Raw genomic sequence first — 13077 nt, forward strand, 5'->3', positions numbered from 1 at the left:
GCTCACGCTCCACCAGCAGCGGCAACGGCGCGCAGGCGGTGAGCAGTTCACGCAGCGGATGACGGGCCAGGACCTCGTCCACCTCCGGCGTCAGCGCCGCCGCCAGCCGCGCCGCCACCGGCAGGGAGTCGTCGAGCAGTCGCCTCGACGCCTCCCGGACCAGGGTGCGACCGGGCCCCTTCGGAACCCGGGCCGCCGCCCGCTCGTAGAGCTTGCCGCCCTCCTCCAGCACCAGACCCGTGTCGAGATCGGCCGGGATCTTGATCTCGGCGTGCCGGCGCCAGGTGGTCACGGGGTCGGACCACGCCTCGACCGTGTAGGTCCAGCGCCCTGTCGCGTCCGGGCGCACGTCGGCGCCCCACAGGTCGGTGCCCGGGGCGAGTTCACGCATCGGCGTCCAGGGACCGCGGCGTCCTGCGGGGTCCCGCAGGACGACATTGGCGGCGACGGCGTCGTGGCCCTCGCGGAACACGGTGGCGGTGACCTGGAACGCCTCTCCCACGACCGCCTTGGCCGGGCGTCTGCCGCATTCCACCCGAGGGCGGACCCCCCGTACCGGGATCCTGCCGATGGCCCTGGTGGACTTCATGTGTTGACCTCCGCCGTGCTGGTCGACGGGCCGTTCGCGGCCCGCAGGTTCGGACTGTCCAAGCCGCACAGGGGCTGCGGCACTAGCGCTCCGCCGCGGAATGCCCGAGCGCGAGGGCTCCGCTGTGCGCGGGGGTCTTCGGGCGGCCGTGCCCGCTCCGCTCCCGCAGGTACGGTCCGCCGGCGCTGCCCAGATAGCGTTCGGCGGCCTCGGCCGCCTCGCGGGCACAGCGCTTGCCCATCAGCACGCACAGGGTGTATCCCGAATCCTCGAAGGTGGCCCGTACCGAGCGGTCACCCGGTGCGGCGAGCATCGCGCGCTCCCATGACCGGTAACGCCTCAGGTGACGGGCGACTTCGGCTTTCGCGGGTAGCAGCATGGCGCTGTTCACCTTCCGGGATTTCGAGAGGTGCGTCGCCCGGGAGATCGGGCACGCAGAGGCGCCGACAGGGCGCGGCTCTCAAGGCTTTCACTTATGGTGCACGCGCGATGACCCAGCGTCCTGTTGGATCTTGGTTGTGGTGCGCTCGTGTTGCACGAATGGCGTAGCAGCCGCACTGTGGATGTGACTCAGGAGCGACTACCGTTCACGCTTCGTGTTCGGGACCCGGCCCGTGCGGCCGAGGACCACCGAGAATCCCGCCGGTGAGGAGCCAACGACGATGAAGAGCGCAGTGCCCTGTTACTACCACCTCGACGTGGAAGTCGATCCGGAGCGCGTGGACCATGTCAGGCGCATCCTGGCCGCCCATCTCCGGCTCTGGGATCTCGAGACGCTGGTCGAGCCTGTCTGTCGCGGCACCGAGCTGGTGCTCAAGGCCATCGACGAACACGCCACGGACAAGAGCGCGTCGATCGAGATGTGGTGGAACCGTCAGCACCTCATCACCGCCATCGGCGAGAACGACTGCGATCTGCGCCCGGACCCGGACCTGCGCGACTGCCTGGGGCGTATCGCCGCGATGAGCGACGGCTGGGGGTGCTGCGCCACCGGCACCGGCGCCAAGGTCATCTGGTTCTCGCAGCGCGCCCGGGCCGGCGAACGCGTCCCGCTGGTGCCCACCGTGCCCGAGCCGAGCCTGCGGGAGGTGCTTCAGGTGCCCCGGGCGCTGCGGGTCGCGGCGCTGGCCGACCCCACGGACGGCGTCCTGGCGGTCGCCCGGTGACCGCGAAGTCACCCCGGAAGTCCACGGCAGGGGTGTCCGCCCGGAGCGGGCACCCCTACCCGTTGGGTGCCGAATTCGACGGGAGGGGCACCAACTTCGCACTCTTCAGCGAGGTCGCCGAGCGCGTCGACCTGGTCCTCGTGGACGACCGCGGCAGGCACCGGCAGGTCCCGCTGACCGAGGTCGACGGCTTCGTCTGGCACGGCTATCTCGCCGGTGTCGGCCCGGGGCAGCGCTACGGCTACCGGGTGCACGGGCCGTGGCACCCCGGCTCCGGGCACCGCTGCAATCCCGCGAAGCTGCTGCTCGATCCGTACGCCAGAGCCGTGGACGGCCAGATCGACGGCCACGCCTCGCTGTACGAGCGCGCGCCCGACGGACCGGACCCGGCCGACAGCGCCGGGCACACCATGCTCGGCGTGGTGATCGACTCCGGCTTCGACTGGGGCGACGACCGCCCGCCGCGTCGGCCGTACGCCGAGACCGTGATCTACGAGGCCCACGTCCGGGGGCTGACCCGCACCCACCCCGACGTGCCGTCCGAACTGCGCGGCACCTACGCCGGACTCGCCCACCCCGCGGTCCTGGACCACCTCACCTCGCTGGGCGTCACCGCGGTCGAACTGATGCCCGTGCACCAGTTCGTGCAGGACGGTGTGCTCCAGGGTCGCGGGCTGTCCAACTACTGGGGCTACAACACGATCGGCTTCTTCGCCCCGCACAACGCCTACGCCGCCCACGGCACCCGGGGGCAACAGGTCGCCGAGTTCAAGGCGATGGTGAAGGCGCTGCACGCGGCCGGGCTCGAAGTGATCCTCGACGTGGTCTACAACCACACCGCCGAGGGCAACGAGAAGGGGCCCACCCTCTCCTTCCGGGGCATAGACAACGCCTCGTACTACCGGCTGGTCGACGGCGACTGGTCGCACTACTACGACACCACCGGCACCGGCAACAGCCTGCTCATGCGGCACCCCTACGTCCTCCAGCTGATCATGGATTCGCTGCGGTACTGGGTGACCGAGATGCATGTCGACGGGTTCCGCTTCGATCTGGCGGCGACGCTGGCACGGCAGTTCCACGAGGTGGACCGGCTGTCGGCGTTCTTCGACCTCATCCAGCAGGACCCGGTCATCAGCAGGGTCAAACTCATCGCCGAGCCGTGGGACCTCGGCGAGGCCGGCTACCAGGTGGGCAACTTCCCCCAGCTGTGGTCGGAGTGGAACGGCAAGTACCGGGACGCCGTACGGGACTTCTGGCGCGCGGAGGAGCACACGCTCGGCGAGTTCGCCTCCCGGCTGACCGGTTCCTCCGACATCTACGCGCACAGCCGGCGCCGGCCGCGCGCCAGCGTCAACTTCGTTACCGCACACGACGGGTTCACCCTGCGTGACCTCGTCTCGTACAACGACAAGCACAACGAGGCCAACGGCGAGGGCAACCGGGACGGCGAGAGCGACAACCGGTCCTGGAACTGCGGCGCCGAGGGCCCGACCCGCGACCGGGGCGTGCTGCGGCTGAGGTCCCGTCAGCAGCGCAACTTCCTGGCCACCCTGCTGCTGTCGCAGGGCATCCCGATGCTCTGCCACGGCGACGAGCTCGGGCGCACCCAGCGCGGCAACAACAACGCCTACTGCCAGGACAACGAGGTCTCCTGGGTCGACTGGCGACTTGGCGAGGAGCAGCGCCGGCTGCTGGAGTTCACCCGGCGCGCGATCGCGCTGCGTTCCGCCCACCCCGTGCTGCGCCGTCGTCGCTTCTTCCACGGCGATACGCCCACCCACGCCGACCGGTCCCTGCCCGACCTCGTGTGGCTGCTGCCGGACGCGCGCGAGATGACCGACCGGGACTGGCGGCGCGCGGACGCGCACTCGGTCGGTGTCTTCCTCAACGGCGACGCCATCGCCGAACCCGACCCGCAGGGCCGGCCCGTCGTCGACGACTCGTTCCTGCTGCTGCTCAACAGCTACTGGGAGCCGGTCGACTTCCGGCTGCCGGGCACCGCCTACGGCGAACGCTGGACGACCCTGATCGACACCATGGAGCAGGACGGCGCCCCGGACGAGATGGAACACAAGGCGGACACCGTCCTGACCGTCGGACCACGCAGCCTGGTGCTGCTTACCCGCCCCGCCCGCCGCGGCGGGTGAGGCGGGACCTCAGCGCGCGTGGTGCGAGGTCACCGTGAACTGGGCGCCGTCGGGGTCGCGCAACACCACCATGTCGGGGCTGCGGTGCAGGATGCTGCCGCCGTGCCGCTCCGCGTCCCGGGCGCAGGCCGCCGGGTCGTCGACCGCGAAGTGCACCTGCCAGTGCGGCCGGATGGTGGGGTCGGGGGCCGCCTCCAGCGCCCCGGAGACGATCCGGGCCACGACATCGCCCCGGCTGCGCAGCACGACCTCGCCGCCCTCGTAGTGGACCTCGCAGCAACCGGGGCAGTCGGACGCCCATTCGAGGACCTCGCCGTAGAAGATGGCGGCGTCGAACGCGTCACGTGTGTGCAGCCGGATGAAGGCGGGGGACACCTCCCGCCAGGTCTCCCAGTCGGAGAAGAGCGCCCCCTCCCAGATCCCGAAGGTGGCGCCGTCCCGGTCCGCCAGCAGGGCCGCCCGCCCCGGCGCGAGGGAGATCGGCCCCACCGCGGCGGTGCCGCCGCGCTCGCGGACCCGGGACACGGCCTCGTCCGCGCTGCGCACGGCGAAGTACGGCGTCCAGGCCACGGCCATCTGCCACATCGCGGCGACCGCGGCGATCCCGGCGACCGGAGCCTCGCCCACCATCGCGATACGGAACTGGTCACCGAGTTTGGCCGTGCGCCACTGCCAGCCCAGTACGGCGGTGTAGAACTCCTCCGCGGCCTTCAGGTCGCGGCTGGTCAGGCTCACCCAGCAGGGTGCTCCGAAGACGGAGTGGGTCGAGACGGGGTGCTCGGTGGAGGTCGAGGTGGAGGGACTCGTGTTGTGATTCATCGTGCTCGCGTTCCGATCTCGTCGCCCGGCGGGGAACCACCGGTCCCTTCCCTCCCGGAAGGGGGCACCGGTCCCCTTCCAGTGTCCGGTGGGAACCGCTCCCCGCGCCTGCCGAGTACCCCCGGTGGCGCCGGGTCGCACGCGTGCCACGATGGAGGCGTGGCTTGCACGACGGACGAGTCGGGGGACGAGACGGACCGCATCTTCCGGCTCCAGGAGGAGATCGAGCAGCTCAAGGAGGCGGTCGTCTCCCATGCCGTCGTGGACCAGGCGATCGGCATGGTCGTCGCGCTGGGACGGGTGACCCCGGACCAGGGCTGGCTGGTGCTGAAGGAGGTCTCCCAGCACCGGAACGTCAAGCTGCGCCATGTGGCGGAGGCGATCCTGCTCTGGGGACGCAGCGGCGAGATGCCCGCGGAGCTCCGCGCGGAGCTGGACGACGCCCTGGACCGGTACGGCCCCGCACAGATCCCGGGCGCACCCCCGCCCGGGTGACGGACCGGCCCGGAGCCGGTCGCGGCGGCCGGGCGACGGTACGGCGACGGCCGGCCGGGCGAGGGTCAGTCGCCCTCCTCGATCTCCGCCTCGATCTCCGCGCGCAGCCGGGCGAAGCAGCCGCTGAGCAGCCGTGAGACGTGCATCTGCGAGATGCCCAGCTGCTCCGCGATGGTGTTCTGGGTCATGCCGCCGAAGAAGCGCAGATACAGGATGGTGCGCTCGCGCTCCGGCAGCGCCTGGAGGCAGGGGGTCACGGACACGCGGTCGACGACCGTGTCGTAGGCCGGATCCGGAGCGCCGATCGCGTCCGCCAGGGCGTACCCCTCGGTGCCCGGCATCTCGGCCTCCAGCGACAGTGCCGTGAAGCAGTCCAGCGCCTCCAGCCCGGTGCGCACCTCGTCCTCGGCCAGGCCCGTGTGCTCGGCGAGCTCGGCCACGGTTGCATGGCGCCCGGACAGGGTGGGCGCCAGCTCCTTGGTGGCCTTCCGCACCTGGTTGCGCAGGTCCTGCACGCGGCGCGGGACGTGCAGCGTCCACATGTGGTCGCGGAAGTGGCGCTTGATCTCACCGGTGATGGTCGGCACCGCGTACGCCTCGAAGACCCGGCCGCGCGCCGGGTCGTAGTGGTCGACCGCCTTGACGAGCCCGAGGGCCGCCACCTGGTACAGATCCTCCAGGGTTTCGCCGCGGCCGCGGAAGCGCACGGCGATCCGCTCGGCCATGGGCAGCCAGAGCCGCACGAGTTCGTCCCGCAGCTCCGTGCGCTCGGGGCCCGCGGGCAGCCGGGCGAATCGTTCGAAGGACTCGGTGGTGTCAGGGGCGTCGTCGTGCGGATGTTGTTTCGTTCTGATGGCGGTACGCATCTGCGCGCCTCCCTCAGCGGGTGCCGGATGGACAGACCCCGCGGGAGACGCACGCTCGGGCCCTTGGGCAAGGAGGCCGGGGCCCGACGGGCATGACCCCGCGGGCGTGCCTCCTGTCCGAAGCACTGAAATGCGAATTCCCCGCCCGGACGCTTTCGAAACAAATATGGAAATATAGACGGAAAAGCCACCTTATGAACGCGAGGGAATTCGGGGAGTGAAATTCCCCGGTGCGGGCGCCTTCGGTCGCCGCTCTTGACCCTTCCTTGGTGCCGATACCTCTGATGCAGAGCTAATCTCGGTGACATGGAACAGCGGGAGACCTTCCCCGACGAGCTCGCCCACGCGCTGGTCGGGGTGCACCGGCTGATCAGACGCCGGCTGCGGGCCGGGCTGGGCGGGCCGCGGCTGCGCGGCGCCGAGGTGGAGCTGCTGCGCCTGGTCGAGGCGCGGCCCGGCATCGGCGTCGGCGACGCGGCCAAGGAGCTCTACCTGGCGGGCAATTCGGTCTCGACCCTGGTCAACAAACTGGTCCGGGACGGCTTTTTGATCCGCGAGACCGACCCCGCCGACCGGCGGGTCGCCCGGCTGCTGTTGACCGAGGCCGCCGAGGCCCGGCTGCGCGCCTGGCAGGAACGCCGCGCCGACCTGCTGCGCCGCCATGTGGCCCGGCTCGACGCGGCGGACCGCGAAGCGCTCGGCGCGGCCGTCCCGGCCCTGCGCCGACTGGCCGCCGCCCTGCGCGAGGAAGCCGAGGAGTCATGACCGCGAACGTCGAAGGACCGGCCGAGGCCGTCAGTTGCGCACAGCTCTCCTACTCCTTCGGCGCCACGAACGCCGTCGACGGGCTGGACCTGTCGGTCGTCGAGGGCGAGACCTTCGGGCTGCTCGGCCCGAACGGCGCCGGCAAGACCACCGCGATCCGCTGCATCACCACCCTGCTGCCGGTCCCGGCCGGCACGGTCCGCGTCTTCGGCCACGACGCGGCCGGGGAGCAGATGGCCGTACGCCGCATGCTCGGCTACGTACCGCAGCAGCTGTCCGCCGACGCGGGCCTCACCGGGCGCGAGAACGTCGCCCTGTTCGCCCGGGTGTTCGACGTGCCGCGCCGTGAGCGCGCCGAACGGGTCGGCCAGGCCCTGGCCGCGGTGGACCTGGAGGACGCCGCCGACCGCCTGGCGAGCACCTACTCCGGCGGCATGGTCCGCCGCCTCGAACTCGCCCAGGCGCTGGTCAGCGCCCCCCGCCTGCTGATCCTGGACGAGCCGACGATCGGCCTCGACCCCATCGCCCGTACCGGGGTCTGGGACCACATCAACGCCGTACGCGCGGCCACCGGCATGACCGTCCTGGTGACCACGCACTACATGGACGAGGCCGACCAGTACTGCGACCGGGTCGGCCTGATGCACCGCGGCCGTATCCGCGCCCTCGGCACCCCGGCCGAACTCAGGCGCGGGCTCGGCGAACGCCGGCGCGCCGAGGGCACGGCGGCCTCCGGCGCGCTGCCGACGCTGGAGGACGTCTTCCGCGACGTCGCCGGCAGCGGCCTCGACGACAAGTCAGGAGACTTCCGCGATGTCCGAAGCACCCGCCGCACCGCACACCGTGTCGGCTGACCCCCTCCCCGGCAAGGACATCGGCCTGCTGCTGCGGCCGCCCCGGCCCCGGGCGGGCTGGCGGCTGCTGCCCGCCCGGGTCGACGCGATGTGTGCCGTCGAACTCCAGAAACTGCGCCACGACCGTACGGAGCTGTACACCCGCGCCGTCCAGCCCGCCCTGTGGCTGCTGATCTTCGGCCAGACCTTCACCCGGATCAAGGCGATCCCCACCGACGGCATCCCCTACATCGACTACCTCGCCCCCGGCATCATCGCCCAGTCCGCGATGTTCATCGCGATCTTCTACGGCATCCAGATCATCTGGGAGCGGGACGCGGGCATCCTCAACAAACTGCTGGTCACGCCCACGCCACGGGCGGCGCTGATCACCGGCAAGGCGTTCGCGGCCGGGGTGAAGTCACTGATCCAGGCGGTCGTGGTCGTCGTCATCGCCGCGGTCCTCGGCGTGGCCCTGACCTGGAACCCGCTGAAACTGCTGGGCGTCGCCGCGGCCGTGATCCTGGGCTCGGCCTTCTTCTCCTGTCTGTCGATGACCATCGCGGGCATCGTGCTCAGCCGCGACCGGCTCATGGGCTTCGGCCAGGCGATCACGATGCCGCTGTTCTTCGGATCCAACGCCCTCTACCCGGTCTCCGTCATGCCCGGCTGGCTCCAGGCCGTCAGCCTGGCCAACCCGCTGAGCTATCAGGTCGACGCGCTGCGCGGGCTGCTGCTGGGCACGCACGCGCACCTCGCGGCCGACTTCGGGGTGCTTTTCGTGGCCGCCGCGGCGGGCATCGCCGCCGCCTCCTCGCTGCTGGGCCGACTGGCCCGCTGAACTCACCCGGAGAAGTGATGTGCGGCACGCCCCGCACGAGGCCTCGCGCGGCCCGGATCCGGATTCCTCCTGCGCACAGCTTGATCAACGATCAAATAGGTCGAATTCGCTGGCCAAGGCGCATTACGCATATTTGACAGTGCACTGAGCGCACGGATAGGAAGCAGCCTCAGAAGTCGAGAGGTAGGACTGTGTACGAGCCGAACGTGGTCGGTGACTGGCGGGAGTACGACGAGCATGCCGGTCTGCGTGTCCGCGTCCATGGGCTGGAGGCGGCAGAGCCGCCGCGCGGCCGTGACGACGCCGCCGAGGGGATGACGTACTTCCGGCTGCGCGTCACGGTCGAGAACCGGGGTGAGCGGCACCTCGGCATCCACCTGGAGGACGGCCAGATCGACGTACGCCTCGGCCCCGACGGCGAGAGCGCGTTCATCGACTGGCGCAACACCCAGTTCATCGAGGGCTTCGACGTCTACCCGCTGCGCCGGGCCACCGCCGTGCTGTTCGCCGCGGGTCCCGAGGCCGCCCTGAGCCTGATCGACGTGCAGATCCAGCTCCGGGTCGACGAGGAGTGGACCGACCGGCGGCTGTGGACCGGCGGCCTCGGCCTGCGCGAGGGCACCCTGGCTCCGGCCACGGGCGCGGGGCGGGACGGCCTGGCCGGCCAGGTGAGCAACTTCCTGCGGGACCAGGCCGAAGAGGGCACAGCCTGACCCGGCCGCGTCGGCGGGGCCCTCCGACGAGGTCGCGTTGCGAGCCCGCCGCACCCGGCCGCGCCGGCCGGACCGAGGGCGCCCGTCCCACGGTGAACCCGAGCCCACCGCGGCCGGGCTTCGACCGGTGAGCCGTCTCAGTGCGGGATGCCGTCGATGATCTCGCGGGCGCCCTGTCGCAGCAGGGCCACGGCGACCGACGTGCCCAGAGTGGCCGGATCGAGCCGCCCCGCCCACTCGTGGGCGTTCAGCCGGGTCTTGCCGTCCGCCGTGAACACACAAGCACGCAGGGAGAGCTCGCCGCTGCGGTCCACCCGCGCGAACCCGGCGATCGGGCTGTTGCAGTGGCCCTGGAGCACGTGCAGGAACATGCGCTCCGCGGTGGCCTCGCGATGGGTGGCCGGGTCACCGAGCCCGCTGACGGCGTCGATGAGCTCGCTGTCGCCCTCCCGGCACTGAAGGGCGAGGACGCCCGCGCCGATCGGCGGCATCATCGTCTCCGGCGACAGCACCTCGCTGATCACGTCACTGCGGCCGATCCGCTCCAGCCCGGACACCGCAAGCAGCAGCGCGTCGGCCTCGCCGGCCGCCAGCTTCTCCAGCCGCCGGTTGGCGTTGCCGCGGAACGGCACGCACTCCAGCTGCGGGTGCGTGGCCGCCAGCTGGGCGACCCGGCGCACCGAGGAGGTACCGATCCGGGTCCCCGCGGGCAGTTCGTCGAGGGTCAGCCCGCCGGGGTGGACGAGCGCGTCACGGATGTCGTCCCGCTTCAGGAACGCGGCGAACACCGTGCCCGCCGGGAGCGGCCGGTCCGCCGGGACGTCCTTGACGCAGTGCACCGCGAGATCGGCCTCGCCGGCCAGCAGCGCCGCGTCGACCTCCTTGGTGAACGCGCCCTTGCCCTCGACCTGGGACAGGTCGCCCATCCACTTGTCGCCGGTCGTCTTCACGGGCACGACCTCGGTGCGGACACCGGGGTGCAGCACCGCCAACTCGGTACGCACCCGCTCCACCTGGGCGAGCGCCATGGGCGAGTCGCGGGAGACGATCCGGATCAATTCGGGAACGGACATGCGGACACGATAGACCCTCCCGAGGGCCCCTCAGACCCGAACCGCGCTCAACAGGACACCGGCAGGCTGTAGCGCACCTTCTCCATCGCGCGCCCCCCGAGACGGTCGTAGAACCGGATCGCCCCCTCGTTCCACGCGGGCGTCTGCCACTGCACCTCGGTCATGCCCCGGTCGAGCGCCTCGGCCACCACCGCGTCCATCAACAGGGCGCCCAGGCCCAGTCCGCGGTGGGCCGGGGCCAGGAACAGACAGTCCATGTGGAGATAGTCGCGGCCGTCCCAGGTGGACAGCACGGGAGCGCACGTGGCGTATCCGGCCACCTCGCCGCCGGGCAGTTCGGCCAGCAGACAGACCAGCCTGGGCGCGGGCCCGTCGAAGAGGAGACCGGCCAGGCGACCGGCGAGATCGGCCACCGGCGGCGCGGCACGCTCGTACTCCGCGTGCTGTGCGGCGAGTTCGACGACCCGCGGCAGATCGGCGCGGGTGGCGTGCCGGACCCGGCGAGCGTCGCTCACCGCGTCGTGAAGATCGTCCATCCGCACATCATCCCCCACGGGCCCCGGAGCCGTGGGGGTTCCGGGGCCCGGAGGGCGGGCGGGGCGGCGAGCCGTGGTGCGGTCAGGCGTTGGGGTCGAAGGTGATCCCCGACGGCTTCGCGGAGGAGAGGTGGGAGGCGAAGCTGCTGTCCTTGAGACCGAAGTTGGCGCTGCCGAAGTTGTAGGCGCTCAACTTGTCGCGGAGACCAACCGGGTAGCCGTTCCAGCCGACCAGCGGCGGGTACTGCCAGGTGCCCTTGTGGTTCTCCGGCGGCTCGTCGTTGGAGTTGGCCAGCCGGAAGCAGTGCGTGCCGATGCCGTCCTTGTGGTAGACGATCTTCGCGTGCGTGCCCTCGAAGCGGACGGTGGAGACCGCGTGCACGGTGAACGAGCCGTGGTTGGACGTCGAGACGTACTGCACCTGGCCGTTCTGCACCCACACCACGACGTGTTCCCAGTCGTTGCGGTGGCCGCCGAGGCCGCTGCCGACCACCGCCTGGTCCTTCTCGAAGTACAGCCCGTACAGGTACGCGCACCAGCCGTTGTTGCACTTGTAGCGCGAGTAGCTGTTGGTGTTGTCCAGGTCCGAGGCGTCCCGGCACTGCCCGTTGAGGGCTCCGCTCGGGTTGAGGCCGCCGTTGATGGTGCCGTCGGGGCCGATGGCCGGCGTGGGGTAGCAGCCGTCCGTGTCGTAGTCGAACGCGGGCTGGTAGGTCAGTTCCGCGGCTTCCGCGTTGGAGGGCAGCGCCTGCGGCGGGGCGGCGAAGGCGGCGGCGGGGAAGGCGATGACCAGAGCGGCGGCCCCGGCCAGGCCGGTGATCCATCTCCTGCGGTGTGCCTTGAACTTCGATGACGACACTGCGTCCTCCTCATGGTCCGGGCGCAGCCCAACGGCTGTGGGGGAATGGGGAGTTCAGCTTCCCGGGTTTTGACTTCCGGGCCAAGGGGTCGTGTGTGTACAGGCGGTGAGCCGCAGCCCAATAGTGAACGGTGACGGATCGTCAGGTGGAGTCGTCGGGCAGGTCGGCGGCCGACTCCTCGGGCGCCAGATCCGGGCGCAGCCGCTGCCAGGACGGCTGGCGCAGCATCCCGGCCCGGGTGCGGGTGCTGAAGCGGACCTCGCCGACCAGCCGGGGCAGCACCCAGTGCGCGCCCGTGACCGGCGGCACGGTGTCGAACGGGCACCGGTCCGTCTCGGCGGCCCGCAGCAGCGCGGCGAGGTCGGTCCGCTCGGCCTCGCTCCAGCCGGTGCCCACGCTGCCGACATAGCGCAGTCGCCCCTCGGCGCGCTGCCCCACCAGGACGGCGCCGGGCAGGCCGGACAGGCGCCCCCGGCCGGGCACCCAGCCGCCGACGATCACGTCCTCGGTATGCAGGTTGCGGATCTTGGTCCAGGCCCGGGACCGCACGCCCGGTTCGTAGACGGAGTCCAGCTGTTTGCAGACCAGGCCCTCCAGGCCGTGCTCGCGGGTGGCCCGCAGCGCCCGCTCGCCGTGGCCGACCAGGGCGGCCGGTGTCGACCAGTACGGCCCTTGCAGGGCGAGCTCCTCCAGCCGGGAGCGCCGACGGCGGTAGGGCTCGGTCAGCAGGGGGCGGGTGCCGAGGTGCATGACGTCGAACAGGACGAGATGGACGGGGACTTCGGCGGCGCGGCGGGCCGCCCTGGCCGGTGCGTGGGCCAGGCCCATCCGGGACTGGAGGAGCTGGAAGTCGGCGCGTCCGTCCGCGTCGAGGGCCAGCACCTCCCCGTCCAGCACGGCCGGTGTGGTGCCCAGCGCGCCGCCCAGTGCCCGCAGTTCGGGGTAGGCGGCGGTGATGTCCTCGCCGGACCTGGCCCGCAGCAGCACTCCGCCGTCCCCGGCCAGATAGGCCACGACCCGCTGGCCGTCCTGCTTGGTCTCGTACGCCCAGTGCGCGTCCTGCGCCGGGGGCGGCAGGGTGCCGGGCATGGCGAGCATGGGGGCGATCAGCGGCAGGGTCACGGGTCAGGTGTCGACGGACCCGGCCCTCGTCACGCGTGCGGCCCGCGGGTTTCCCCTGAACGGCGCCGTCCTCCGGGATGCCGTCCCGAGGGATGTCGTCGTGCCGGGATGCGGGATGCTGGGTGTGCCGCGGCCGGGGCCGGGGTGGGCCCGGCGGGCGGGCCGCACGGTGTGGCGGAGGGGTTGATCCCGGGGCGCCGGATTAATTACTTGAGTTACGCAACGATATGGTAACCTGGTGCGTATGCC

15 protein-coding genes are annotated in these 13077 nt (G+C 71.5%); 7 read left to right on the forward strand and 8 right to left on the reverse strand.

Translation table 11 applies throughout. The features are described from left to right. Together FNH09_RS38530 and FNH09_RS38535 are read right to left on the reverse strand one after the other, a co-directional pair. The coding region (locus tag FNH09_RS38530) for a maltotransferase domain-containing protein (RefSeq protein WP_152894527.1) at positions 1-589 on the reverse strand (589 nt) is incomplete at its 3' end. Between the two features lie 82 nt (positions 590-671). Beyond that, positions 672-968, reverse strand: coding sequence for a DUF5133 domain-containing protein (locus FNH09_RS38535; protein WP_238427359.1), 297 nt, complete (start codon positions 966-968; stop codon positions 672-674). A gap of 283 nt (positions 969-1251) precedes the next feature. Between FNH09_RS38535 and FNH09_RS38540 the strand changes: the two genes are divergently transcribed. Beyond that, on the forward strand, positions 1252-1755 hold the full coding sequence (locus FNH09_RS38540; RefSeq protein ID WP_152894528.1) for a pep a2: 504 nt from the start codon (positions 1252-1254) through the stop codon (positions 1753-1755). Continuing rightward, positions 1752-3905: a glycogen debranching protein GlgX gene (gene glgX / locus FNH09_RS38545; RefSeq protein WP_162469738.1), complete on the forward strand. Its 2154-nt coding sequence runs from the start codon at positions 1752-1754 to the stop codon at positions 3903-3905. The genes FNH09_RS38540 and glgX overlap by 4 nt, the downstream gene beginning before the upstream one ends. A gap of 9 nt (positions 3906-3914) precedes the next feature. On the opposite strand, the gene FNH09_RS38550 is transcribed toward glgX, so the two are convergent. Continuing rightward, positions 3915-4724 carry a VOC family protein gene (locus FNH09_RS38550; protein ID WP_152894530.1) on the reverse strand — a complete coding sequence of 270 codons (810 nt, stop codon included), beginning with the start codon at positions 4722-4724 and terminating at the stop codon, positions 3915-3917. 159 nt (positions 4725-4883) lie between these two features. On the opposite strand from FNH09_RS38550, the gene FNH09_RS38555 reads away from it, so the two are divergent. Continuing rightward, positions 4884-5219 carry an ANTAR domain-containing protein gene (locus FNH09_RS38555; RefSeq protein ID WP_162469739.1) on the forward strand — a complete coding sequence of 112 codons (336 nt, stop codon included), beginning with the start codon at positions 4884-4886 and terminating at the stop codon, positions 5217-5219. Between the two features lie 65 nt (positions 5220-5284). Here the strand turns inward: FNH09_RS38555 and FNH09_RS38560 are convergent, their stop codons facing one another. Next, positions 5285-6085: a SigB/SigF/SigG family RNA polymerase sigma factor gene (locus FNH09_RS38560; RefSeq protein WP_152894531.1), complete on the reverse strand. Its 801-nt coding sequence runs from the start codon at positions 6083-6085 to the stop codon at positions 5285-5287. A 306-nt stretch (positions 6086-6391) separates the two neighbouring features. On the opposite strand from FNH09_RS38560, the gene FNH09_RS38565 reads away from it, so the two are divergent. The 4 genes from FNH09_RS38565 to FNH09_RS38580 all read left to right on the forward strand — a co-directional run bounded on the left by FNH09_RS38565 (position 6392) and on the right by FNH09_RS38580 (position 9237). Further along, positions 6392-6850, forward strand: a complete 459-nt coding sequence (locus tag FNH09_RS38565) for a MarR family winged helix-turn-helix transcriptional regulator (RefSeq protein ID WP_152894532.1) — start codon at positions 6392-6394, stop codon at positions 6848-6850. Beyond that, positions 6847-7704, forward strand: a complete 858-nt coding sequence (locus FNH09_RS38570) for an ABC transporter ATP-binding protein (RefSeq protein ID WP_152894533.1) — start codon at positions 6847-6849, stop codon at positions 7702-7704. The genes FNH09_RS38565 and FNH09_RS38570 overlap by 4 nt, the downstream gene beginning before the upstream one ends. Continuing rightward, entirely contained in the window at positions 7664-8524 is an 861-nt protein-coding gene (locus FNH09_RS38575) for an ABC transporter permease (protein WP_152894534.1), read from the forward strand. Before FNH09_RS38570 ends, FNH09_RS38575 begins: the two co-directional genes overlap by 41 nt. Positions 8525-8715: 191 nt before the next feature. Beyond that, positions 8716-9237 carry a hypothetical protein gene (locus FNH09_RS38580; protein ID WP_162469740.1) on the forward strand — a complete coding sequence of 174 codons (522 nt, stop codon included), beginning with the start codon at positions 8716-8718 and terminating at the stop codon, positions 9235-9237. A gap of 137 nt (positions 9238-9374) precedes the next feature. Here FNH09_RS38580 and hemC read toward each other — a convergent pair whose 3' ends face one another. The 4 genes from hemC to FNH09_RS38600 all read right to left on the reverse strand — a co-directional run bounded on the left by hemC (position 9375) and on the right by FNH09_RS38600 (position 12828). Continuing rightward, on the reverse strand, positions 9375-10310 hold the full coding sequence (gene hemC / locus FNH09_RS38585) for a hydroxymethylbilane synthase (protein ID WP_152894535.1): 936 nt from the start codon (positions 10308-10310) through the stop codon (positions 9375-9377). A 47-nt stretch (positions 10311-10357) separates the two neighbouring features. Beyond that, entirely contained in the window at positions 10358-10846 is a 489-nt protein-coding gene (locus tag FNH09_RS38590; RefSeq protein WP_152894536.1) for a GNAT family N-acetyltransferase, read from the reverse strand. An 82-nt stretch (positions 10847-10928) separates the two neighbouring features. Beyond that, on the reverse strand, positions 10929-11705 hold the full coding sequence (locus FNH09_RS38595; protein WP_162469741.1) for an NPP1 family protein: 777 nt from the start codon (positions 11703-11705) through the stop codon (positions 10929-10931). 142 nt (positions 11706-11847) lie between these two features. Continuing rightward, complete coding sequence (locus FNH09_RS38600) at positions 11848-12828, reverse strand: ATP-dependent DNA ligase (RefSeq protein WP_338017816.1); 981 nt, start codon at positions 12826-12828, stop codon at positions 11848-11850. Positions 12829-13077 lie beyond the last annotated feature (249 nt).

It is taken from the genome of Streptomyces adustus (assembly GCF_009377175.1).
Taxonomy (GTDB): Bacteria; Actinomycetota; Actinomycetes; order Streptomycetales; family Streptomycetaceae; genus Streptomyces; species Streptomyces adustus.